Raw genomic sequence first — 23,371 nt, 5'->3', positions numbered from 1 at the left:
GGGAGAGACAAACCGATGACGCAACACAGGATACTCGTGCCGGGGTCAATCCACCCTCATGTCGAAGAACGCTTGAACGCTGCGTTCGATGTGGTGCGCATCACCAAAGCCGATCCGGTTTTGATGACGGACGATCTGGCGCGCAGTGTGCAAGGCATCGCCGTGTCCGGCAGCTTGACCACCGATTTTGTCGAGGCCTTCGCGTCACTGGAAATCATTGCGAATTTCGGTGTGGGATATGACGGTATCGACGCCCGCCATGCGGGCGAGAAAAACATCGTTGTGACCAATACGCCGGATGTGCTGGACGAGGAAGTGGCTGACACGACCATCGGTCTGCTGCTGAATACGGTGCGCCAGTACCCGCAGGCGCAAGCGTATCTGAGGGCCGGTCGCTGGGAAAAAGATGGCGCTTTTCCACTGACACCCCTTAGTTTGCGTGGTCGCACCGTGGGAATGTACGGGCTTGGCAGAATTGGTCAGGCTATTGCCAAGCGGCTGGAAGGCTTTAGCGTTTCCATCGCTTATCACACGCGAAAGCCCCGTGAGGATGTAACCTACACCTACTATGACAGTCTGGAAGCACTGGCGGAAGCGGTGGATACGTTGATTGCCATCGTACCCAAAACCGATTGGACCCACAAAACCATCAACGCCGACATTCTTGCCCGGCTGGGTTCAAATGGCGTCTTGATCAATGTAGGTCGCGGATGGACGGTGGACGAGGATGCGCTGGTGGACGCACTCAAAACCGGCGTGATCGCCGCGGCCGGACTGGACGTGTTCTATGATGAACCGCATGTGCCCCAAGCGCTGATTGACCTGCCAAACGCAACGCTGTTGCCGCATGTCGCATCTGCTTCGCAGGATACGCGCCGGGCCATGGCCAATCTGGTGGTGGATAACCTTATCAACTGGTTTGAAAAGGGCGAGGCGTTGACGCCGGTGCCGGAGACACCATTAAAACGCTCTCAAATCCCAACGGCATAATTATCCAGCTTTTGCCTTCGCGTAAGCGCGAACCGCATCGCCAAAGGCGCGAAACAGTTTATCGGATGGTTCGTCTTTCGTGACCCAGTATTCCGGATGCCATTGGACACCAATGGCAAAGGCGGGTGCGTCGATGACGGACACGGCTTCGATTGTCCCGTCTTCGGCCACGGCTTCAATCGCCAGACGCGGCGCTTTTTGGGATATGGCCTGACGGTGAAGGGAATTGACCTGAACCGGCCCGGCACCAAGCACGTCGGCAAGGCATGTGCCTTCTGCCACGATGACCGGATGGCGGATACCGTACATGACGTCACGATCCTCGTGCTCGGGCTTGCGGTGGTCGGCGCGGTCGGGCAGGTCCTGTATTTCATTGTCGAGCGTGCCGCCCAGCGCTACGTTTAGCTCCTGTATGCCACGGCAGATCGCCAGCAACGGTATGCCGCGCTCGATGGCACGGGCGATCAGTGGCAGGCTTGTCGCATCGCGGGCGGGATCAAACGGGCCATGTGCCTCGGTCGCCTGGCCGTTGTACAGGGACGGATGAACATTCGAGCGTGATCCGCTGATCAACACACCGTCCATACGGTCCAGAAGAGCATCGATATCGGCACCCTTTTCCAGCGCCGGCACCAGCACGGGCATGACCTCGGCCCCCAGCACAGCCGCGTTGACATACTGTGCCGTGACGGCATGCCACAAGGCCCCATCCAGTTCACGCAGATCGGCCGGAATGGCGACGAGAGGCTTGGTCATCCAACGCTCCAGAATCAATTCGATATATGACCGGCTTATACAGCTCTTTGCGAAAAAATCATGTCATTTGACCTGACGGACAGAAACTTGAGCGGATGTGATGGAACCGAATATGCCGAAATGGGTTCTTACGTGCGTACTCCGGCAGCAAATGCTTGATTATACCCTAAAAATCATGTGTCGTACGGCAAGCATTCTTTAAAGCTCCAAGCGTAGCCTGCGTACAAAACCAGGAGCGAAGCTTAAATGAGGGCAGAAGGGCGTGGTGCGCTACCGGCGGACGTCTATTGGTCCTTCGTGAGCTCATTGTACCAAAAGCGTCAGACGCTGACGATCGGTATGCTGTCCCATGCCGTAACGTTTCTGCTTGTCTACGCCAAAGTGCGCGATCCCGCCTATGTTGTCCCAGCAATTCTGGTGGCGGTCATCTGGCTTTTCCGTATGTTTGGAATGCGCCGGTTTGATAGGCTGGACCCGCAAAAGCTTGACCGGCAGGACATTCGCCGCTGGGAAAACACCTATAATATTGGCGCGTTCTGTGTGACAGCGGTGCTTGGCATTGCCTGCGGCTATAGCCTGCTGGTGACCGGTGACTCCTTCGCGCAGCTTGCCTGCATATCGGTAACACTCGGAACGATGGTGTCAGTCGTCGGCCGCAATTTCGGCTCGAAACAAGCCGTTTCCCTGCTGACCTATTCTGCCTGTCTGCCGATTGTGTTCAGTCTGCTGGCCTTGCAGGACATTTTTATGGCCATTCTGGCCGTTCTCATTTTGCCGTTGATTGTGACGACACGCACCATGGCCAATGGTGTGCGCGAGTTTCTCTACCGCAACGTTCTGGCCGCCCGCGAAATTGCCACCATTGCCGACAGGCTGGATACGGCCCTGAACAACATGACCCATGGCCTGTTCATGCTGGACAAGGACCATCGCATTCTGCTGGCCAACCGGCGTGCTTGCGAAATGCTCCATCTGGGTGATCAGGCTCGCTTGAAAGACTGCCATCTGGATGTGGTGTTGCGTTACGGCGTGCGCCGCAGCTTTCTGGATGCGGGCCAGTTGAAACGGGTTCTGGTGCAGCTCGATCATCTCATTCAGGGCGGGCAGTCCCGTGCGCTCATCCCATTCTCCAGCGATATGTATCTGGAATTTTCCGCCAGCCGAAGGGAGGATGGCGGAATTGTGCTCATTTTTGAAGACGTCACGGCCCGCATCCGTGCCGATCAGAAAATATTGCACATGGTGCGGTATGATACGCTGACGGGCCTTGCCAACCGGGATTACTTTGGAGAACTGGTCAGTGCGGCCCTTCTGACAGACGATCCGGAGCCTCCGGTTGGCTTCATGCTGCTGGATATCGATGAATTCAAACACGTGAACGATGTGCGTGGGCACGGGGTGGGCGACAGCCTGTTATGTGCGGTGTCCGAACGGCTCAAGAAGGTCGCTGCGGCCAAGGCCCTCGTCGGTCGGCTGGTTGGCGACGAGTTCATGCTATTTTATCCCAATGACGATAATGATGAGGATATTCATCAGACCATGCGGGCGTTTCATCGCGCTCTGGCGGGTGATTACACCGTGGAGGACCAAACTTTTCGCGTATCGCTAAGCGCTGGCTATGCTGTGGCACCGCGCGGTGAATTCCGGTTGGAGGAGATGCAGATCCGCGCGGATCTGGCTTTGTTTGAGGCGAAGGCAAAGGAAAAGGGCGTCAGCAATCTCTTCGTGCCGGAAATGGATGCGCGCTACCTGGACCGCCAAAGCCTGAAGGAAGATTTGCGCACGGCGGTCAATAATGAAGCTTTGACGGTGGTTTACCAGCCGATGACGACGCCGGATGGGGCCCATGTCGAATGCTTCGAGGCGCTGTCTCGGTGGGTGCATCCCGAGCGTGGGGAGGTGCCCACCGCCCAGTTCATTCGCATTGCCGAGGAAATCAATGTTATCTCGGAGATTACAGCCCTCGTGCTGCGTCGCGCCTGTCGTGACTGTCTGACCTGGCCGGACTCGATTGCCGTCTCTGTCAATCTGTCAGCGCACGACCTCCGGGATGAAAAAATCATCGGGGTTGTCATGCACGCTCTGCTGATCAGCGGGCTACCGGCGGAGCGGTTGCATCTGGAGGTAACGGAAAGCTGCCTTCTGGATGAGCCGGTGAAAGTCAGCGGTATTCTGAAAGAGCTGCGCATGCGCGGCATTACAATTGCGCTTGATGATTTCGGCACCGGCTATTCCAGCCTCAGCTACTTGGATGCGCTTCCGGTCGACATCATCAAGGTGGACCGGGCATTCGTGCGCGATATCGTTCTGGATGGTCGCCGCTTCAAGCTTCTGCGCGGCATTGTTCATCTGGCCCGCGAACTGGGCTTGAAAATCGTCGTGGAAGGTGTGGAAACCGACGCGCAGTTACAGCTTCTGGTCAAGTACAACTGTGCCGATCTTGTTCAAGGTTATGTGTTTTCCATTCCCGTTGTTTCCAAAGACGTGAAAGCACTTCTGGTCGCTTTCGGCTAAATAAAATCATTTTATCTCAGTAAATTATAATATATAATTGTATTGTTAACCTTTACTATAGTTAATCGGTAACCTTAATAGTTAAAACTTTATTATAGTTTGATTCAATTCTTACCAATGATGGCCCTCCTGTTACGTTAACGTGTTGTTAACCTTTCAGGAAACCATGATATGAAACCGACGGAAACAGACCGTTTTTCGGAGAAGTTGTTGCGATTGCTGGACCGGGTGGAGTACCGCCGGGTTGAATCCGGGGAGGATATGGAGGAGGTCGCCCGTATCCGCTTCAAGGCCTACCGAATGGCCGATATCCTGCCGTTGTCAGGAAGCACATTGATCGACGATATCGACTTTGACTCGCATGCCTATGTGTTCGGTATCTACTACGAGGAGCGGCTGATCAGCACCATTCGCGTGCACCATGTCACGCCGCAACACCGGATCAGTTCGTCCGGTTCGGTGTTTGGGGAGGAGATTGACAGCTTTCTGGATGCGGGCATGAGCCTGATCGATCCCGTACGGCTGGCCGCCGACCCGGAAGTGCTGCGTGAAATGCCCGCCATTCCCTACCTGACCCTTCGGGTTGCAACCATGGCCTCGGAGCATTTTGATGTGGACCGGTGTTTGTCGCTGGTCAAGCCGCAACACGCGGCCTTCTACAAGCGGGTTTTCGATGCTGATACGGTGGTCACGCCACAGTCCAACTGCGGCAATTACAACATCGATCTCACGCTGCTCGCAGCGCGGGTTCGTGACATCCGTCCGTGGCTTTACAAGCGGTTTCCCTTCTTCAATTCCGAAGGGTTCGAGCGGCGTATGATGTTTGAAAGTGCGGAAACCATGCCGTTTACCCCACTTACCATTCGCCCCACCGCGCGGCTTGCGCTCAGCGCCCATGCGCGTAACAGTGCGCGCGGGTAAAAGCGTGTCGTCCTGGAACCGCACACCGGAAATTGTGTGCGGTTCTCATTGCACTTAAGGTTTGGTTTGTGTAAGGCGAATGGGAACAGTCTTTTGCCCCTTGGGGTGCTTATGAATGCCGCATGGCAGATCAGGCCACTGCGGTTGTTGTATGAACAATGGAGTGCGGGCTATGGCTGAAAAACCCACTGGACCTATCGAACTGGGCGCGCCGATGGACTATTCGGAGCATGAGAAGACCTATGGCTTCTTTTTGTCCGCTGCAAAATATGGAACGATGTTCGTGGTTACCCTGCTGATTGCCATGGCAATTGGGTTCTTCACGGGCGCCGGGTTCATCACAGCGCTCATCGCGTTGGTGTTCCTGAATATTGCGGGCGTATTTCTGCTTCGCGGATAGCCGATACGGGTGCTTCAGGCATTGCGGTATGCGCTTTGGGCAGGGGATGGCCCTGCGGAGAAGGGGGAATTTTGACAGTGATCATTTATGTGGCGAAGGAAACAGACGCTGACGAAGGCCGCGTTTCTGCATCCGCCGAGACCGTGAAGAAAATGAAAGGGCTGGGATTCGATGTTGTCGTCGAATCCGGCGCTGGCGACCGATCGCGTATTGCAGACAGCGATTACGAGGCCGTGGGTGCCCGCATAGGCCATGAAGCCGATGCGGGTAGTGCCGACGTGGTTCTAAAAGTTCGGCGTCCGTCATCGCATGAGATCACCACGTACAAGAACGGCGCAATCGTCATTGCCGTCATGGACCCGTATGGACATGAAGACGCTTTGGCCGAAATGGCGCGCGCGGGACTGACAACGTTTGCGATGGAATTGATGCCGCGTATCACGCGTGCTCAATCCATGGACGTCCTGTCGTCGCAGGCGAATCTGGCCGGCTATCAGGCGGTGATCGATGCGGCGTCGGTTTATGACCGTGCAATTCCCATGATGATGACGGCGGCAGGCACGGTGCCAGCGGCCAAAGTGTTCGTCATGGGTGCCGGTGTTGCAGGGCTGCAAGCCATCGCAACGGCGCGGCGTCTGGGTGCTGCGGTGTCGGCAACCGATGTCCGCCCTGCGGCCAAGGAGCAGGTGGCGTCGCTGGGTGCAAAGTTCATCGCCGTTGAGGACGAGGAGTTCAAGGCTGCTGAAACCGCGGCTGGTTATGCCAAGGAAATGTCGGCGGAGTATCAGGCCAAGCAGGCAGCGCTGGTTGCAGACCATATTTCCAAGCAGGATATCGTCATCACAACGGCGCTGATTCCGGGCCGCCCGGCACCGCGTCTCGTCACGCGCGATATGCTGAAAGCCATGAAACGCGGTTCCGTCGCGGTCGATCTGGCAGTGGAGCGCGGTGGCAATATCGAGGGATCGCAGGCGGGTGAGGTCGCAGACGTCGAAGGCGTGACGGTGATCGGTTACAACAATGTTCCCGGCCGCATCGCTGCCAGCGCTTCGGCGCTTTACGCCAAGAACCTGCTGACCTTCCTGGAAACAATGATCGACAAAAACACCAAGGCGCTGGCCCTCAACCGTGACGACGAACTTGTCAAAGCGACCATGCTGACCGACGCTGGCGCGGTGGTGCATCCCAAATTCGCCGGAGGCGCTTATAATGGCTAATGAGTTTCTTGATCGGGCACTGAACAATCTGGATCAAGCCGTGCAGGGTGTGCGTGATGCGGCCCTGACCGTTCCGGACATGGCAGGGGCAGCGGCCCATGGCCTGTCCGTTGGTGCTATCGATCCGTTCATCTTCCAGTTTGCGATTTTCCTGCTGGCCATTTTTGTCGGTTACTATGTCGTGTGGTCGGTAACGCCAGCCCTGCATACACCGCTGATGGCTGTTACCAACGCTATTTCCTCGGTGATCGTCGTCGGTGCATTGCTCGCCGTGGGCATTTCCATGAGCGGGCTGGCCACAGGGTTCGGTTTCATCGCGTTGATCCTGGCCTCGGTCAATATTTTCGGGGGCTTCCTGGTGACCCACCGCATGCTCGCCATGTACAAGAAAAAAGATAAGTGAGGGGCGCGATTATGTCTCAGAATTTCGCGGCTTTTCTCTATCTGATTTCCGGCGTGCTGTTCATCATGGCATTGCGCGGTCTGTCGCACCCGACAACCAGCCGCAAGGGCAATATTTACGGTATGGTGGGCATGGGCATCGCCATCGTCACCACGCTGCTTTTGGCCCAGCCCACCCTCGGCGGCCTTGGTCTAATTGTCCTTGGTCTGGCCATTGGCGGCGGTATCGGTGCGTATATTGCGCGCAGCATCGCCATGACCGCTATGCCGCAACTCGTCGCCGGGTTTCATTCGCTGGTGGGCCTTGCGGCCGTTCTGGTTGCTGCCGCAGCGCTGTATACGCCGATTTCATTCGGCATTGGCGCACCCGGTGCAATCCACGCGCAGGCGCTGGTTGAAATGGCCTTGGGTGCCGCCATCGGCTCTCTCACCTTTACCGGTTCCATCGTCGCGTTCCTGAAGCTGGACGGGCGCATGTCCGGCAAGCCCATTATGTTGCAGTTCCGCCATTTCATCAATGCCGGTCTGCTGGTGCTGGTCATCGCATTCGTGACGGTGCTGGCGTTGACGGAAAGCCATCTGGCGTTCTGGCTCATCGTGCTGCTGTCGCTGGCGCTGGGTGTGCTGCTGATTGTGCCCATCGGCGGCGCGGATATGCCGGTTGTTGTTTCGATGCTCAATTCCTACTCCGGTTGGGCAGCGGCAGGCATCGGCTTCACGCTCGGCAACTTTGCTTTGATTATTACAGGGGCCTTGGTGGGATCGTCCGGTGCCATCCTCTCCTACATCATGTGCAAGGGCATGAACCGGTCGTTTATCTCCGTTATTCTCGGCGGTTTCGGTGGCGATACTGCGGCCTCCGGGGCTGATGACGGTATTGATCGCACCATCAAGCAGGGCTCAGCCGATGATGCCGCCTATCTCATGGCCAATGCCTCGAAGGTCATCATTGTCCCCGGATACGGTATGGCGGTGGCGCAGGCACAGCATTCGCTTCGCGAGCTGGCCGACAAGCTGAAAGCCAATGGTGTTGAAGTCAAATACGCCATCCATCCTGTCGCGGGCCGTATGCCAGGTCACATGAACGTTCTTCTCGCAGAAGCCAATGTGCCTTATGACGAAGTATTCGAACTGGAAGACATCAACTCCGAATTCGCTCAAGCCGACGTCGCCTATGTGATCGGTGCGAATGATGTCACCAATCCGGCTGCGCGTGACGACAAGACGTCGCCTATCTACGGCATGCCCATTCTCGACGTGGACAAGGCCAAGACCTGCCTGTTCGTCAAGCGCTCGCTCGGCTCCGGTTACGCCGGGATTGACAACACGCTGTTCTACAAGGACAGCACCATGATGCTGCTGGGCGATGCCAAGAAAATGACCGAAGACATTGTGAAAGCGATGTCTCACTAAAGCACAAAGCCGTTCGCTTAAGGCGAGCGGCTTTCGTTTTTACCGCTCAACGATGCAAGGCTCCCGTGTCCGGTTTCCCCGACAATATCATCATCAGGCGCCTTGGAGTCGAAGATTCGCTTGGGGCGCTGACCAGCCTTCTGCACCGGGCCTATGCTGGGCTTGCCAGCCAAGGGCTGCGCTACTTGGCTACCCATCAGTCGGAAGAGGTGACCCGCGACCGGATTTCACAGGGCACCTGTTACGTCGCTGTAAAGAGCGACCAGATTGTTGGTACCATCCTGTTCAAGGATACCGGACAGACCTCGGGTTGCTCGTGGTATGATCGACCTGAGGTCGCCAGCCTTGCACAATTTGCCGTTGAGCCCGGCTTGCAGGCGCAAGGCCTTGGCCGCCAGTTGATAACGCTGGTTGAGGAAACAGCTGTTAGAAGCGGTGCTAAGGAGATCGCGCTAGATACCGCCGAACCCGCTACCCACCTTGTCAGCTGGTACACGAAGCTCGGTTACCGCTTTATCGAATATGCCCAATGGGGCCACACCAACTACCGCAGCGTTATCTTAAGCAAGATCTTGTAATCTAGCTTACGAAGTTATCGGCACTCCGTCGCGTGTCTTGCATGTCGCAATTGATGAGACGGAGATGGCGACTTCGACAAGCCGCCATCTTGAAACTGGTTGCTTGTTCGGCCTGCTATCGAACAACAGCGATAGCTTCAACTTCGAACAGCATCGCATCAACCGCCAGCTTGGGTACAGGTATAAGGGTTTGGGCGGGCAATGTGTCGCCGAATACCCTTTTGACGTGTTTAGTCAAAATGTCGAGTTTTGACATGTCATGATCAACCACGAGAACGGTCAGCTTGGCTACGTGTTCCGGTTTGGCACCCACACCTTCAAGGGATGTGAGGAGATTGGCATAGGCTTGCTCGACCTGATCTTCAAAATCAGTCGACAACGCCCCAGTATGATCCTGTCCTCCCTGTCCGGAAATATAGGCTGTCCGGCCATTCTCCGGGGCCAAAACCGCTGTGCTGTAGCCGAGAGGGGCAGGGTTGTAGAGGGTTTTGGGGTTGACGATCGTGAGCAAACGATCAGTTGCGTGCATGGTTGGCGGCGACGAGAATACAGTAGTCATAATAGCTCCTCCTAAAAGCAGTGCCCTTGCGTCAGAAAACATTATTGATATCCAAGAATCGTACAATGTACGAATGTATACACGTCGTACATTGTACGAGTCAACCGTGTGCTCTGGATATTGATGTAATTGCTGTCTAATCTGCTATCCGGAAGACAAGGAGCCGACATGGCAGCAAAGCAAGGTGCAACCCAAAACCGAAAGGCAAAGCGCGCACAGTCTGAAGGCAGTTTTAAGGACGGCGGCTCAAACCTGTCCCTCGAACGGATTGCAGACGCCGCTGTGGCACTGCTGGACGCGAGCGGCGTGGACGGTTTGACGATGCGGCGACTGGCTGATCACCTTGATGCCGGCACGATGAGCGTATACTGGCATGTTGCCAATAAGAACCAAGTCTTTGATTTAGCCCTGAACTCGGTGCTTTCCTATCGAGCCTCAACTGAAAAAGATGGTGCTGTCGATTGGCGCAGCGATATCACGGATATGCTGGAAGACTGGCGCGCCTGCATGTTACGGCATCCGTGGTCGATATCATTGCTGCCAAGCCGGGCGCTTGGGCGAAGTATTCTTGAAAGGCTTGAGTGGCTCGGTCAGACGTTGGCTAAAGCAGGCTTGGCTGACACGGACATAAACGTCGCGATTTGGTCGTTCTGGAACCATGTGATGGGTGCTACTGTCACAAAAGGCAACTTTGACCGCACAAAACGGGACCGGAATGCGGAAACGATGCAGTCGGTTGATATAGCCGACGCCTACCCGTCCATCGCACGTACGCGCCTTCTTCTCGACGATGGTTGGGATGGCGCGTTCAGAAAAGGCGTCGATTTGCTTATTGATGGTCTTGTTGCGAAACGCTGAATGGTAACGCCGACCCTAAGGATAAGATCGGCGCTCCTAGCCTTTTAACCTCAACTCACTAAGTCCAATATGCTCCTCATCAAGAAGCAGTGCCGACGCGAGCCAGACCGGCCTTTGCCGGGCCGTAGTTGCGGTCAAGCGATAGGGCGTGGCTGTAGGATTTGGATGCTTTCGCCTTTTCGCCACGGCGCTCGTAGACGAGGGCCTGATTGGCCCAGGATTCGGCCACTTTTCCATCCAGATTGATGGCATTGTTGAAGTCTGCAAAGGCGTTGTCGTCGTCACCCAGAGCGACGTAGGAGATGCCACGGCCGTTGTAGGGTTCCGGTGAACTCGGCGACAGCGAAATGGCCTTGGAGAAATCCTCGATGGCCTTGTCGTGCTGGTTGCGGGTCTGGAAGATCAGGCCCCGATTGTGGTAGGCGCGCGGGTCGGTCGTGTCGAGTTCTATGGCCTTGTTGAAATCGCCAAAGGCTTCGTTGTTGCGTCCAGCTTGCCGGTACAGATTGCCGCGTCCAATATAGGCCACGTCATAGCTGGGGTTCAGCTGAATGGCCTTGTTATAGTCCGCAGCCGCTTCCGCCTGCTTACCCATGCTGCGTAGCACCAGCCCACGGTTGGCATAGGCCTGATAGAAGCTTGGGTTGATGGCAATGGCCTGATTGAAATCGGCGAGCGCACGCTTGTTGTCGCCAGCGCGGCCATAGGCGGAGCCGCGAACATTGTAGCCCTCGGGATCGCGTGGATTGGCAGCAATAACGCTGGTGAGGGATGCGATATTGGAACTGGAGCCTTGAGCACTTTCAACGCGAATTACATCCGCTGATGTATTGGCCGTCTGGCAGGCTGAAAGCGCAACTCCCGCAACGATCAGCGTGGAGGCAAGCATAATCGAGCGAAGAGGCGCACGAAGCCGGAGGTCGGAACGGGCGGGATTTACAGATGCAACCAATGTCAATGTTTTTTCCTCAAGCAGCAGCGCCAGCAGTCCGGTTCAGGCGTCATTATGACAGCCGCCGGTACTGTTGTGAAGGATGTAGAGCACCGCATCGCGGCATTCCAGTCAAAGCAAAACCGCTTTCAACGGTTGGCAATGCCCCGATGCGAAGGGTTGGAGACCCGAATAAGGGAATGCGCAGTGGAACCCCTCAAAAGCAAAAGGCGGCGGCGAAAATAAATTCGCCTCCGCCAGACTTATGCATCCAGACCAGCCGGAAAAACGATTAGCGAGCAGCCGGACGACCGCCGGGTACAAGACCCTCACGCTGCAGGCGCTTGCGTGCCAGCTTGCGAACACGACGAACGGCTTCAGCCTTTTCACGAGCGCGCTTCTGGGAAGGCTTCTCGTAGAAATCACGCATCTTCATTTCACGGAAGATACCTTCGCGCTGCATCTTCTTCTTCAGAGCGCGAAGCGCTTGATCGACGTTGTTATCGCGGACTAATACCTGCACGTGAATCCCGTTCCTTCATTTGAGTTGTTTACCTGTCAAGGCAAAGAAATAACGTTCGCTCAAGCCATATAGCTTTACGATTGGTCAAGGCAATAGCAGATCATAATCTGCGAGTCCAGCACCGAGTTGCAGACCACTTCATATTCAGCGTTTTGTCGCTCCGACAAAAACAATCATGTCGCGCAGCGTCCAACTCGCGCCCCATTGCGTCGCAAAAGAAACGGCGCGACTCCTTTGGATTTGCGATTTCTAAAGAAAGTGGCGCTTCAAGTGCCATAAAAGAGACCGGTTCAAGGGGATGCTGAGTGCGCAAATATTCAGTTTTTGCAGTGGCGCGGGAAGCGCTCAGAGGCCACAGAGGCTGGGAAGCGCAATGGTCCTCGCCGGAGCCGCGTAAGGAGTATGATGTCATCATCATCGGTGCGGGTGGTCATGGCCTCGGCACCGCTTACTATCTGGCCAAGGAGCACGGCATCACCAACGTGGCCGTGCTGGAAAAAGGCTGGCTGGGTGGCGGCAATACCGGTCGCAACACCACCATTATCCGTTCCAACTATCTCTACGACGAGAGCGCAGGCATCTACGAACATTCGTTGAAGCTGTGGGAAAATCTCAGTCAGGATATCAATTATAACGTCATGTACTCACCGCGTGGCGTGATGATGCTGGCGCACAACGTGCATGACGAGCAGGTGTTTAAACGCCATATTCATGCCAACCGCCTGAACGGCATCGATAATGAATGGCTGACGCCGGAGCAGGCGAAAGCGTTCTGTCCACCGCTCGATATATCCGCTTCGGCCCGTTACCCCGTCACGGGAGCGGCCTTGCAGCGCCGCGGCGGCACAGCCCGCCACGATGCGGTGGCCTGGGGCTATGCGCGTGCTGCATCCGACCGGGGTGTGCATATCATTCAGAACTGCGAAGTCACCGGTATTCGCCGCAATCCGGATGGATCGATTGCGGGGGTGGATACGACACGCGGACCTATTGGCGCCAAAAAAGTGGGCGTGGTGGCCGCTGGACATACGTCCGTGCTGATGAACATGGCGGATGTCCGCATGCCGCTGGTGAGCTACCCATTGCAGGCTTTGGTATCGGAGCCGGTCAAGCCCGTTTTCCCCTGCGTTGTGATGTCCAACACGGTGCATGCCTATATTTCGCAATCGGACAAGGGTGAACTGGTCATTGGCGCGGGCACGGATCAGTATTCGTCCTACTCGCAGACCGGTGGCTTGCAGATAATAACCCACACGCTGGATGCGATTTGCGAACTGTTTCCCATGTTTACCCGTATGAAAATGATGCGCTCCTGGGGCGGCATTGTGGATGTAACGCCGGACCGCTCGCCCATTCTTGCCAAGACCCCTGTGAAGGGGCTGTATGTCAACTGCGGGTGGGGCACGGGCGGGTTCAAGGCCACGCCGGGGTCGGCCAATGTCTTTGCGCATACCATAGCGCGCGATGAGCCGCACAAGATCAATGCGCCCTTTACGCTGGAGCGGTTCCGCACGGGCCGTCTGATCGATGAGGCGGCAGCCGCCGCCGTTGCGCATTAACTGACAGATACGGGTTGAAAAACATGCTTTTGATTGCCTGCCCCTATTGCGAGCAAGACCGGCCGGAAATTGAGTTTCGGCAGGCTGGCGATGCGCACATCGTGCGCCCCACGGACATGACCACGATGACAGATGAGGAGTTCGAGGCGTTTTTGTACCTGCGTGAAAACCCGAAGGGCATAACCTTCGAGCGCTGGCACCATGCCAGCGGCTGCAACCGGTTTTTCAATGCCGCGCGTGATACGGTGTCGGACAAGTTTCTGGCAATTTATAAGGCTGGTGAACCTAAGCCCGACATCGAAACTTTACGTGCCGTGAAAGCCGAGATCGTAACCCCTGAGGAAATTGCAGGAGGCGGGCAATGACGCATTCCGGGAGCGGACCCTATCGTATCCAGGGCGCAGGTCGGTTGACCCCCGCCAAGACTCGCCGGTTTTCCTGGGATGGCAAGAGCTATACGGCACTGGAAGGCGATACCGTGGCGTCGGCGCTGCTGGCGCACGGTGTGCACCTGGTCGGGCGCTCGTTCAAATACCACCGTCCGCGCGGCATCGTTTCCGCAGGCGCAGAAGAGCCGAATGCGCTGGTGGGGGTAGAGCGGGACTCGGCCCGCACCCAGCCCAATGTGCGGGCAACCGTGCAGGAAGTGTTCGATGGGGTGAAGATCACCTCCCAGAACCGCTGGCCATCGCTGACATTCGATGTGGGGGCAGTCAACAATGTGCTGTCGCCGATGTTTGCGGCCGGGTTCTACTACAAAACTTTTATGTGGCCGAAGACCGCCTGGAAGAATATCTACGAGCCGCGCATTCGCGCCGCTGCCGGACTGGGTGAAGCACCCAAGCAGGCCGATACCGACCACTACGCCAACCGCTATGCGCATTGTGATGTGCTGGTGATTGGCGGCGGACTGGCGGGCCTTGCCGCAGCCCTCGGTGCAGCCCGGACTGGCGCGCGTGTTATCGTTTGCGATGAGCAGGCACAGATGGGTGGTGCGCTTCATTTCGATAGAGGCGTTACGGTCAATGGCGAGGATGGGTTTGCCTGGGCGCAAGCAACTGTCGCCCAACTGAAGGCCATGGCAAATGTGGAGGTTCTGACGCGCACCACGGCCTTCGGCTATTACGCGCAGAATCTGGTGTCCCTGACGGAACGTGTGACCGATCATGTATCGAGACCTTCGGCAAAGCTGCCGCGTGAACGGTTGTGGCAGGTACGGGCAAAACGGGTAATCATCGCTGCCGGCGCCATCGAGCGCCATATGGTGTTTGCCAACAATGACCGTCCGGGCATCATGCTGGCATCGGCGGCTCGCACGTTTCTCAATCACTTCGGCGTGGCAGTGGGCCGCAAGGTGGGCGTGTATACGGCCAATGATTCCGCCTATGAGGCAGCCTTCGACCTGACCCGGGCAGGCATGTCAGTGGAAGCGATTGTGGATTGCCGGTCAGCCCCTGCAGCGGACCTTTTGGCGCAAGCGCAGGCGCTGGGGATCACGGTGCTGACCGGTCATAGTGTTGTCGATACCAGTGGGCGGCTGCGCGTATCGTCCATGACGGTGGAGCGCAATGGCGGCGGGACCAAGCGCCGGATTGCTATCGATGCCCTGCTGACCTCGGCAGGCTGGACACCCTCGGTGCACATGTTCTCGCAATCGCGTGGCAAGGTCGCGTATGATGCGGCGGGCGAGCGGTTTCTACCCGGAACCACTGTGCAGGACTGCGTGTCCGTTGGTGCCTGCAACGGCACCCATGATGTGCAGGAAACTATCGACGAGGCGCTGGCCGCTGGCCGCCAAATGGCTGCCGAGGCTGGCTATGAGACGAGCGCAGAGGGCGACCAACCGACGCTCGTGGCGCAGGCACCCTACGTTTGGGAGGGCGGCATGGCGGGCGCCGGCCAGGGCGCGGGTGCCGATACGGATGTGAAGGCCTTCATCGATTTCCAGCATGATGTCTGTGCCAAGGATATTCGCCTTGCCGTGCGCGAGGGCATGCATTCCATTGAGCATATCAAGCGGTTTACCACCACAGGCATGGCGACGGATCAGGGCAAGCTATCCAATATTCATGGCTTGGCAATTGCAGCGGAAACGCTCGGGCGGCCCATTCCGGCCATCGGCCTTACCACGTTTCGTGCACCCTATACCCCGGTGACGTTTGGCGCGCTGATCAACCATTCCCGCGGTGATCTGTTCGATCCTACCCGCCGCACGCCGATGCACGGCTGGCACGACAGCCACGGCGCAATTTATGAGGATGTGGGGCCGTGGAAAAGGGCGCGTTATTACCCGAGACGCGGCGAAACGATGCACGAAGCCGTCAACCGCGAATGCCGGACGGTGCGCGAGGCCGCCGGACTGTTCGATGCCTCGACACTCGGCAAGATCGAAGTGGTTGGGCCGGATGCGGCACAGTTCCTCAACCTGATCTACACCAACAGCTGGGACACGCTGAAACCCGGCCGGTGCCGCTACGGTATCATGCTGCGGGAGGATGGTTTCATCTACGATGACGGTGTTGTGGGCCGTATCAGCGAAGATCGTTTCCACGTAACCACCACAACCGGTGGTGCGCCACGCGTGTGGAACCATATGGAAGACTATCTGCAAACCGAGTTTCCGCACCTAAATGTGTGGCTGACATCGACCACCGAGCAATGGGCAGTGATTGCCGTGCAGGGACCGAGGGCACGCGAGATTATCGCGCCGCTGGTGGAGGGGATCGACCTGTCCAATGAGGCATTCCCGCATATGAGCGTGCGAGAGGGCCATATTTGCGGCGTACCGACACGGCTGTTCCGCATGTCCTTTACCGGGGAAACCGGTTTTGAGGTGAACGTGCCCGCCGATTACGGGCAGGCGGTGTGGGAGGCGCTCTGGGCACGGGCCGAGCCGATGGGTGCGTGTGCCTATGGCACGGAAGCCATGCACGTTCTGCGCGCAGAAAAAGGCTATATCATCGTGGGTCAGGACACGGACGGAACGGTCACACCGCAAGATGCCGGCCTGAACTGGGCCGTCGGCAAGAAGAAGGCTGATTTCGTCGGCATTCGTGGTCTGCGCAGACCGGACCTTGTGGCCGCCGGACGTAAGCAGCTCGTCGGGCTATTGACCAAGGATCCTGCTGTGGTGCTGGAGGAGGGTGCGCAGATCGTGGCAGACCCCAACCAGCCGGTTCCGATGACGATGATCGGCCATGTCACATCGGCCTATTGGTCGGAAAATTGCGGACGCTCCATTGCGATGGCACTGGTGGAGAACGGGCAGGCGCGGATGGGCGAAACGCTTTATGTGCCGATGCCGGACAAAACCATCGCCGTCGAGATCAGCGATATGGTGTTTGTGGACAAGGACGGAGGTCGCCTCAATGGTTGATTCACTGAACGCAACGCGGCTTGAGCCGCTGGCGTACCGCCACGGCGGTTCGGGTGCCGCCACACTCATGCCCGCACAACCTGCCACGCGCGTGTCGCTGCGCTGCCGGGCCGATGCAGTGAGCGCAGTATCGTCAGCGCTTGGTCTGGACCTGCCCGTGCGCCCCCGCACATCCGCCAGCGCCAATGGCCGCCACGCGCTGTGGCTTGGTCCGGACGAATGGCTGGTGATCGACGAAGCGCAATCCGACCTGATGGCGGCTTGCGCATCCGCTAACGTGCTGCACTCTGCCACTGACGTTTCGCACCGCAACACCGCTATTCTGGTAACCGGAGCGAGAGCAGCGCAAGTCCTGAACGGAGCTTGCCCGCTGGACCTGTCACTCACTGCATTTCCGGTGGGCGCGTGTACGCGCACGCTGCTGGGGAAAATTCAGGTCGTGCTGTTTCGTACGGCGGAGGATACGTTTCGGGTTGAGTGCTGGCGGTCTTATGTCGGATATGCGTTCAGCATTTTGGCGGAAAGTGCAGATGATGCTTGAAGCTGGCCTCAGATATCCTGATCACGCCGAAATAAGCAGGTGCTTATTCGGCGTCCTGTGTACAAATTCCGCTTCAATGTGCCGTAATACGTTTCGCTGACCAACGAAGGGCACCATGTCTATCGCCGCTTGAAAGGGCACCCAACGAAAGTCGCTGTGTTCTCGGTTGATGATAACGTTTGCGGTACGATCGATATAACCCACAAAAACGGGTACCAGCGTAATCGAGTCCCGATCTGCTTCGTAAAATTGTTCGCAGATATCTGCTGAATAGAGTCTGTCACAATCTAATCCGGTTTCTTCCTTCACTTCACGAATCGCAGTTTGCCAAGCTTTTCGCCGTCTTCAATGCCACCGGCAATCTGACACCATTCACCAATGAGAGTGTCACTGCGGCGCAGCAGAAGCACTTGAGTCTCGTCTTGCAAAAATCGGAGAAGGACAACCGATACTGCGAAGCAACGGACTGGAATCTCAAACACCGCTTATATCCCTGGTAAAGTAAAGAATCTCTAATGCAATCTCCAGTGTTTTCAATCTGGACAGATTGTCTGGTGGGAAAGTTTTGGCACGTCCGGATTTGAGCATTCCGAATCAGAGATTTTTACTTTACCTTCGCTCTTGGCAACGTCCGAGCCGCCCCCCTCCGTCGGGAAAGTATTTTCATACTGGATGATAAGTCTATCGAACCAAGTGTTTGGGCGTTCGCATAAGGAGGGATTGCACACACAGCCTGCAACAGGAGGTTTATAATGGTGTCTGCGGCTATTTTTTATTTAAAGCGCAAGGCCAGACTTTTATCCCGTCAATTGCAAATTCCACTTCATGTCGCGCTCAATCGTGTGGCGCAGGAAGAGGGCTTTGGTAATTGGAGCCTGCTCGCTGACAAGCATCTTGAGAGTGCACACGCCACAAGAGTTTTCAGCCGCTTGGCTCCGGGCGATTTACTGTTGCTGGCTGCGCGTCCCAGCCAAGGGAAAACCCTACTGAGCCTTGAACTCGCTATTGAGGCCATGAGGTCTGGTCAGCGTGCCATATTCTTTTCACTGGAGTTTACCCAAAGCGACGTAGAGAACTGCTTTAGGCAAATCGGGGTTAGGCCAAAGGATTTTCACGGCCTGTTTGAATTTGATGGCTCCGAGGAATTGAGCGCACAGTACGTCATACAAACCCTCGTATCTGCGCCCCGGGGTACACTGGTCATTGTCGATTATCTTCAACTTTTGGATCAGAAAAGAGACAAGCCCGAACTGGCTATTCAGATGCGAGAATTACAAAGTTTTGCGAAAGACAAAGGGCTCATAGTTGTCTTTCTTTCGCAGGTTGATCGCTCCTACGATGCCGAAAGAAAGCCATTTCCTGATTTGGACGATATCCGGCTACCCAACCGCGTCGAACTTGGTGTTTTCACGCAAGCTTGTTTTTTGAACAAAGGTCATATGCACTTTCAAGCAGTGGGTCGATGACCTGGTCTGATTGATCCGTCGGATTGGTTATAACACAAAAATATTGACACATTAGTAGCTCCAATAATAAACAGAGTAGGCACTCTATTAATGGAGCTACAATGCGAACGGTTGACCCAAAGAAATTTGCGGCTCAAAAGCAGGCTATTCTCGAAGCTGCGCGACAATGTTTTTCAGAGAATGGGTTTCACAAAACGACAACGGAACTCATCGGGACCTATGCGAAGACAAGTGCCGGAAAGCTGTTTCATTATTTTCCGAACAAAAAGGCAATAATCCTTGCCGTTATTGAGGACCAAGCTGATCGTACCGCTCTGTTGATGGAAACGTTGGAGCAGCAAGAAAATGCGGTGGATGCTCTCCGCGAATTTTTTGATGTGATCTTGTATCTCGCGGGCAGTCCGTCTGAACGACAATTGATCCTTGAGATTGCCGCTGAGGCAGCGCGCGATCCTGATGCTCGTGCTTTCAGTGTCAAAGAGGACACCGTATTAACGGATGGACTTTTCACCCTTTTGAATAAAGCGACAGTTCAGGAGCGGTTGAAACCTGTCGTTTCAAACGATCACATCGTGCGCTTTCTGATGATTTTAATCGACGGTATTTTCAGTCGGGCTGCGACCGATGCCGATTTTGACCCGGTGGCAGAACGTTCAGCATTGCAAACCATTCTGTTGAGCGTCTTGCAGCCGGATGCGAGGAACCGGCATGCATAAAAAGAACCGAATTTCTGATATTGACGCCCTTCGGGGTTTCGCATTGTTCGGAATTCTTCAGGTTAACATCCTTGCGTTCTCATCGGTATTCTACGGTACAGGGCTTGTGTTTGAAAATGCACGGTCCGGTATGGATGCTGTACTGGCATTCCTGATTTCCGCTGTATTTGAACTGAAATTCTATCTGCTCTTTTCATTTTTGTTCGGTTACAGTGTCACGCTCCAAATGCGGTCGGCAGAGAAGGCGGGTGCTGCTTATCTCCCAAGAATGATGCGACGACAGGTTGGACTGCTTTTGATTGGCAGTTTGCACGCTATGGTCCTGTTTCATGGGGACATACTGGTGACGTATGCCGTCTTGGGGTTGTTGTTGCTTCTCGTACGCGACTGGTCAAACACGGCAATGCTTTGGCTGGCGTGCGTCCTCTTGTTTGTAACCTCGCTGTTCTGGTTCTTCGCTGCTTATTCGCAATCAGGTATGCCTGAACAGAATACAGCTACCATTCTGTACGATGCGCAGGCAGCCGTGACCGCGTACCGGGGAGGGCCGTTGAGCATTGTAACGCAGCACATCGTGGATCTACAGTCGTTTATCCCAGTGCTCCTCCTACTTCAGGCACCATGTGCTTTCGCAGCGTTCCTCATCGGATTTGTCGTCGGGCGGCACAATGGTCTTGCGCGGCCAGATCACGTTCAGAAGTACCGTAGTCGTATGCTCGGATGGGGATTTGGAATAGGATTGCCCGGAAGTCTTTTTTACGCTTGTGCAACACAGTTTGCGCCAGGTACGTCCTTGGAGACAGCAGGCTTGGCCGTTTCAATTTTGACAGCGCCGTTTCTTACGATGGCCTTTATGGCATCAATACTGGCGCTATTGAACACGGGCAAAGTCAATTGGTCGCGTGATCGTCTGGCGAGCGCCGGTCGTATGGCACTGACCAACTACTTGATGCAATCTTTTGTCTGTGCAGCCATATTTCATGGATACGGATTCGGCTTCGTTGATCGAATATCGCTGACTTGGACCGTTTGTATCGCTGTCGGTATTTTTGGGTTGCAGGTCATCATCAGCCACTGGTGGATGGCGCGATATGCTTACGGACCAGTCGAATGGCTATTACGGAGCCTAACGATTGGCCGCTGGCCGCAATGGAAAGCAGGTGGCGTTGTTACACCTCATCCGGCCGATCCTTCGGATCGAACTGGATGATCGTCAGCCACGTGGCGGTGAGAGCCGGTTTGCGGTCGTCTTCAATTTCCACGCTCACATCGTAGGTTACGACCAACATTCCGGCGCCGCGGAAGCGGGCTTCGGTCATGGTGAAGTGGCCGCGCACGCGCGCGCCGCTTTTCACCGGATGCAGAAAGCGGACTTTGTCGAAACCGTAATTGATGCCCATGGTCTGCTCGCGCACTTTGGGCAGGCAGTTGTGGTTCATGGCTGAAAGCAGCGACAGAGACAGAAAACCATGCGCAATGGTGCCGCCATAGGGGGTCTCAGTGCTTGCACGGGCCGGGTCCACGTGAATGAACTGGTGGTCGTCGGTCGCGTCGGCAAAACGGTCGATCATATCCTGACTGACGGTGATCCAATCGGACACGCCAATTTCGGTGCCCACCAAAGCCGTGATTTCACTCAAGCCAATTTCCTGGCCAATTTCGCTGCCAGACTCCTGGTCAATGCCCCGGCTCATGCCCATATCGAATTCCTTACACCAATCCCCCCAGAACTAACTATGGGGATTCTCGCTCAAACGCGCAAGTCCGTCTCGAAGAATGCGACCGAGCGCGCAGCTAAAGTGAGGCCGTTCAAGGGGTTGTAGGGGTGCGGCAGGGTAAAGGCCTGTGGCGTTTCAGCGCGGTTGATGAGGATGGCGAGCGGGGATGCGTTGGCGGGTGTCAGGAGCAGGGTAAGCGCATTGGTCTGCGCGTTTTGCCAGTCCAGTGTCGTCATCCGTTGCCCATCGGGGCGCAACCATGCACTGTCGTTTTCGGTCAGAAAGTGTTGCGCGGTCAAAGCCGGGTTGCTCTGGCGGATAGCAGATAGATCGGCGGTGTGAGCAATCAGCGTTTCATCCAACGCGGACCAATCCAGCCATGTGATAGTGTTGTCCTGCGCATACGCATTGTTGTTGCCGTGTTGAGTGCGCCCGCCTTCGTCCCCGGCTGTCAGCATGATGGTGCCGCGTGTGGCAAACAGAGTGGACAGCAGCGCCATGACGTCGTTGCGGCGGCGCGACTGAACAGTCGGGTTGTCGCTTTCGCCTTCCACGCCGTTGTTCCAGGAGTGGTTGTCGTTGTGGCCGTCGCGGTTGTCTTCGCCATTGGCATGGTTGTGTTTGGTGGTGTAGGACACCAGATCCATCAGCGTAAAGCCGTCATGCGCGGCCAGAAAATTGACCGTGCGCGTGCGGTTGCCGGAAAACACATCGGACGAGCCCGCAAGCCGCGTTGCCAGCGCCCCGACCATGCCGCTATCCCCGCGCCAGAAGCGGCGGATGTCATCGCGTGCGCGGTCGTTCCACTCCAGAAACGCAGGCGGAAACTGGCCGAGCTGGTAGCCGCCCGGACCGATATCCCATGGTTCCGCAATGAGGATACGGTCTTGCAGAACGGGATCGGTCAGCAGAGCACTTATCAAGGGTGCATTGGCATGAAAGCCGCTGGCGTCGCGGCCCATGATGGGTGCCAGATCAAAGCGGAAGCCATCGACACCCGCATGGGTTACGAAATGGCGCAATGTATCCAGCACCAACTGCTGCACCACGGGCTGGTGGCAGGCCAGCGTGTTGCCACAGCCGGTATCGTTAATCATCATTCCCGCTTTGTTTTCGGCACGGGAATAGTAGGTGAGATTGTCCAGACCGCGCATGGAGAGCGTCGGGCCAAAACGGTCACTTTCGCCGGTGTGGTTGAAGACGAGATCGAGGATAACGCCGATACCTGCATCATGGAGGGCGGATACCGTATCGCGCAGTTCTTTTACGCCGCCCGGCACCAAACGGGGATCCAGCGCCATAAGCGCGACAGGGTTGTAACCCCAGCTATTGGTGAGCCCCAGAGGCCTGAGATGGCGCTCATCGATCCACGCCGTGATCGGCATGAGTTCTACGGCGCTGACGCCGATCCGTTTGAGATGCGCTATAATGGCGGGGTGTGCCAGTGCTGCGACTGTGCCACGCTGGCTCTCTGGAATATCCTGATGCAGCATGGTGAAACCGCGCACCGCGATTTCGTATATCAAGCCGCCCTCCCGGAAGATTGCCGGTGCATGGGAGACAGTCGTCGGGACTGTCGTTCGCGCTTTCGGCACCAGATGGGCTGTGTCGGTGCCGAACTCACTCAACAACGGGTCATAGACGAAAGCACGGTCCAGCTCAATGGCATAGGGGTCCACCAGCACTTTGCTCGGGTCGAACCAAAGGCCTTCGTCCGGTGCATAGCGGCCATGGGCGCGAAAGCCGTAGAGTGTGCCTGGGCTAAGATCGGGAACGGTGACTGTATGGACATCCCCCTCACGCGCCATCGGCAGGCGCGTTTCAATGCCTATCTCAATGGCTGAAAACAGGCAAAGCTCGATACGCTCCGCATGGCGGGACCAGACGGAAAACTGTGTTCCGTCCGGTGTTATCGTTGCTCCCATAGGTGGGC

The 23,371-nt window shown here is 56.3% G+C and carries 22 protein-coding genes and 1 pseudogene; 16 read left to right on the top strand and 7 right to left on the bottom strand.

All coding sequences use genetic code 11. The features are described 5' to 3' along the window. Nucleotides 1–15: 15 nt before the first annotated feature. Nucleotides 16–990, top strand: a complete 975-nt coding sequence (locus IFT84_RS17935) for a 2-hydroxyacid dehydrogenase (RefSeq protein WP_192121889.1) — start codon at nucleotides 16–18, stop codon at nucleotides 988–990. On the opposite strand, the gene IFT84_RS17930 is transcribed toward IFT84_RS17935, so the two are convergent. Continuing rightward, nucleotides 991–1,746, bottom strand: coding sequence for a gamma-glutamyl-gamma-aminobutyrate hydrolase family protein (locus IFT84_RS17930; protein WP_192121887.1), 756 nt, complete (start codon nucleotides 1,744–1,746; stop codon nucleotides 991–993). It abuts the gene before it with no gap. Nucleotides 1,747–1,992: 246 nt separating this feature from the next. On the opposite strand from IFT84_RS17930, the gene IFT84_RS17925 reads away from it, so the two are divergent. The 7 genes from IFT84_RS17925 (at nucleotide 1,993) to IFT84_RS17895 (ending at nucleotide 9,191) form a co-directional block, all read left to right on the top strand. After that, a complete protein-coding gene (locus IFT84_RS17925; RefSeq protein WP_192121885.1) occupies nucleotides 1,993–4,260 on the top strand; it encodes a putative bifunctional diguanylate cyclase/phosphodiesterase in 2,268 nt (755 codons plus the stop codon). A gap of 171 nt (nucleotides 4,261–4,431) precedes the next feature. Further along, nucleotides 4,432–5,181: an N-acyl amino acid synthase FeeM domain-containing protein gene (locus IFT84_RS17920; protein ID WP_192121882.1), complete on the top strand. Its 750-nt coding sequence runs from the start codon at nucleotides 4,432–4,434 to the stop codon at nucleotides 5,179–5,181. 172 nt (nucleotides 5,182–5,353) lie between these two features. Next, on the top strand, nucleotides 5,354–5,581 hold the full coding sequence (locus IFT84_RS17915; protein WP_192121880.1) for an aa3-type cytochrome c oxidase subunit IV: 228 nt from the start codon (nucleotides 5,354–5,356) through the stop codon (nucleotides 5,579–5,581). A 71-nt stretch (nucleotides 5,582–5,652) separates the two neighbouring features. Beyond that, complete coding sequence (locus IFT84_RS17910; RefSeq protein ID WP_192121878.1) at nucleotides 5,653–6,798, top strand: Re/Si-specific NAD(P)(+) transhydrogenase subunit alpha; 1,146 nt, start codon at nucleotides 5,653–5,655, stop codon at nucleotides 6,796–6,798. Further along, nucleotides 6,791–7,201, top strand: coding sequence for a proton-translocating transhydrogenase family protein (locus IFT84_RS17905; protein ID WP_192121876.1), 411 nt, complete (start codon nucleotides 6,791–6,793; stop codon nucleotides 7,199–7,201). Before IFT84_RS17910 ends, IFT84_RS17905 begins: the two co-directional genes overlap by 8 nt. An 11-nt stretch (nucleotides 7,202–7,212) precedes the next feature. Continuing rightward, nucleotides 7,213–8,613: an NAD(P)(+) transhydrogenase (Re/Si-specific) subunit beta gene (locus tag IFT84_RS17900; protein ID WP_192121874.1), complete on the top strand. Its 1,401-nt coding sequence runs from the start codon at nucleotides 7,213–7,215 to the stop codon at nucleotides 8,611–8,613. A gap of 65 nt (nucleotides 8,614–8,678) precedes the next feature. Continuing rightward, entirely contained in the window at nucleotides 8,679–9,191 is a 513-nt protein-coding gene (locus IFT84_RS17895) for a GNAT family N-acetyltransferase (RefSeq protein WP_192121872.1), read from the top strand. Nucleotides 9,192–9,306: 115 nt separating this feature from the next. Here the strand turns inward: IFT84_RS17895 and IFT84_RS17890 are convergent, their stop codons facing one another. Next, nucleotides 9,307–9,792 (bottom strand): RidA family protein, encoded by a 486-nt coding sequence (locus IFT84_RS17890; RefSeq protein ID WP_197975597.1) that lies wholly within the window; start codon nucleotides 9,790–9,792, stop codon nucleotides 9,307–9,309. Nucleotides 9,793–9,918: 126 nt separating this feature from the next. Between IFT84_RS17890 and IFT84_RS17885 the strand changes: the two genes are divergently transcribed. Beyond that, nucleotides 9,919–10,608: a TetR/AcrR family transcriptional regulator C-terminal domain-containing protein gene (locus IFT84_RS17885; RefSeq protein ID WP_192121870.1), complete on the top strand. Its 690-nt coding sequence runs from the start codon at nucleotides 9,919–9,921 to the stop codon at nucleotides 10,606–10,608. Between the two features lie 79 nt (nucleotides 10,609–10,687). Here IFT84_RS17885 and IFT84_RS17880 read toward each other — a convergent pair whose 3' ends face one another. Both IFT84_RS17880 and rpsU read right to left on the bottom strand, forming a co-directional pair. Next, on the bottom strand, nucleotides 10,688–11,497 hold the full coding sequence (locus IFT84_RS17880; RefSeq protein ID WP_192122051.1) for a tetratricopeptide repeat protein: 810 nt from the start codon (nucleotides 11,495–11,497) through the stop codon (nucleotides 10,688–10,690). 334 nt (nucleotides 11,498–11,831) lie between these two features. Next, the gene (rpsU, locus tag IFT84_RS17875; protein ID WP_342212890.1) at nucleotides 11,832–12,068 is read right to left on the bottom strand and encodes a 30S ribosomal protein S21; all 237 of its coding nucleotides are present in this window, start codon (nucleotides 12,066–12,068) and stop codon (nucleotides 11,832–11,834) included. A gap of 299 nt (nucleotides 12,069–12,367) precedes the next feature. Between rpsU and IFT84_RS17870 the strand changes: the two genes are divergently transcribed. From IFT84_RS17870 to IFT84_RS17855, 4 genes are read left to right on the top strand one after another with little or no spacing between them, the layout of a single operon-like run. Continuing rightward, nucleotides 12,368–13,621: a sarcosine oxidase subunit beta family protein gene (locus tag IFT84_RS17870; protein WP_192121866.1), complete on the top strand. Its 1,254-nt coding sequence runs from the start codon at nucleotides 12,368–12,370 to the stop codon at nucleotides 13,619–13,621. 23 nt (nucleotides 13,622–13,644) lie between these two features. Then, on the top strand, nucleotides 13,645–13,986 hold the full coding sequence (locus IFT84_RS17865) for a sarcosine oxidase subunit delta (protein ID WP_192121864.1): 342 nt from the start codon (nucleotides 13,645–13,647) through the stop codon (nucleotides 13,984–13,986). Further along, nucleotides 13,983–16,997, top strand: coding sequence for a sarcosine oxidase subunit alpha (locus tag IFT84_RS17860; protein WP_192121863.1), 3,015 nt, complete (start codon nucleotides 13,983–13,985; stop codon nucleotides 16,995–16,997). The genes IFT84_RS17865 and IFT84_RS17860 overlap by 4 nt, the downstream gene beginning before the upstream one ends. Beyond that, nucleotides 16,990–17,538, top strand: a complete 549-nt coding sequence (locus IFT84_RS17855; RefSeq protein WP_192121861.1) for a sarcosine oxidase subunit gamma — start codon at nucleotides 16,990–16,992, stop codon at nucleotides 17,536–17,538. The genes IFT84_RS17860 and IFT84_RS17855 overlap by 8 nt, the downstream gene beginning before the upstream one ends. Before the next feature lie 21 nt (nucleotides 17,539–17,559). Here IFT84_RS17855 and IFT84_RS17850 read toward each other — a convergent pair. After that, nucleotides 17,560–18,020 (bottom strand): annotated as a pseudogene (locus tag IFT84_RS17850) (NUDIX hydrolase). Between the two features lie 267 nt (nucleotides 18,021–18,287). Here IFT84_RS17850 and IFT84_RS17845 point away from each other — a divergent pair. From IFT84_RS17845 to IFT84_RS17835, 3 genes are all read left to right on the top strand, one after another. Continuing rightward, a complete protein-coding gene (locus IFT84_RS17845) occupies nucleotides 18,288–19,004 on the top strand; it encodes a DNA helicase (RefSeq protein ID WP_192122049.1) in 717 nt (238 codons plus the stop codon). Nucleotides 19,005–19,105: 101 nt separating this feature from the next. Next, complete coding sequence (locus IFT84_RS17840; RefSeq protein ID WP_192121859.1) at nucleotides 19,106–19,720, top strand: TetR/AcrR family transcriptional regulator; 615 nt, start codon at nucleotides 19,106–19,108, stop codon at nucleotides 19,718–19,720. Then, nucleotides 19,713–20,930 (top strand): DUF418 domain-containing protein, encoded by a 1,218-nt coding sequence (locus IFT84_RS17835; protein ID WP_244651267.1) that lies wholly within the window; start codon nucleotides 19,713–19,715, stop codon nucleotides 20,928–20,930. Before IFT84_RS17840 ends, IFT84_RS17835 begins: the two co-directional genes overlap by 8 nt. Here IFT84_RS17835 and IFT84_RS17830 read toward each other — a convergent pair. Continuing rightward, nucleotides 20,890–21,378, bottom strand: coding sequence for a MaoC/PaaZ C-terminal domain-containing protein (locus IFT84_RS17830; RefSeq protein ID WP_192122047.1), 489 nt, complete (start codon nucleotides 21,376–21,378; stop codon nucleotides 20,890–20,892). The genes IFT84_RS17835 and IFT84_RS17830 overlap by 41 nt on opposite strands. Before the next feature lie 92 nt (nucleotides 21,379–21,470). Next, nucleotides 21,471–23,363: a glycogen debranching protein GlgX gene (gene glgX / locus IFT84_RS17825; protein WP_192121855.1), complete on the bottom strand. Its 1,893-nt coding sequence runs from the start codon at nucleotides 23,361–23,363 to the stop codon at nucleotides 21,471–21,473. Between the last annotated feature and the right edge of the window lie 8 nt (nucleotides 23,364–23,371).

Source organism: Rhizobium sp. CFBP 8762, from assembly GCF_014841565.1.
In the GTDB taxonomy this organism is placed as follows: domain Bacteria; phylum Pseudomonadota; class Alphaproteobacteria; order Rhizobiales; family Rhizobiaceae; genus CFBP-8762.
The sequence above is the reverse complement of the archived record's forward strand: the minus strand, read 5'-3'. Positions and strand labels throughout refer to the sequence as shown.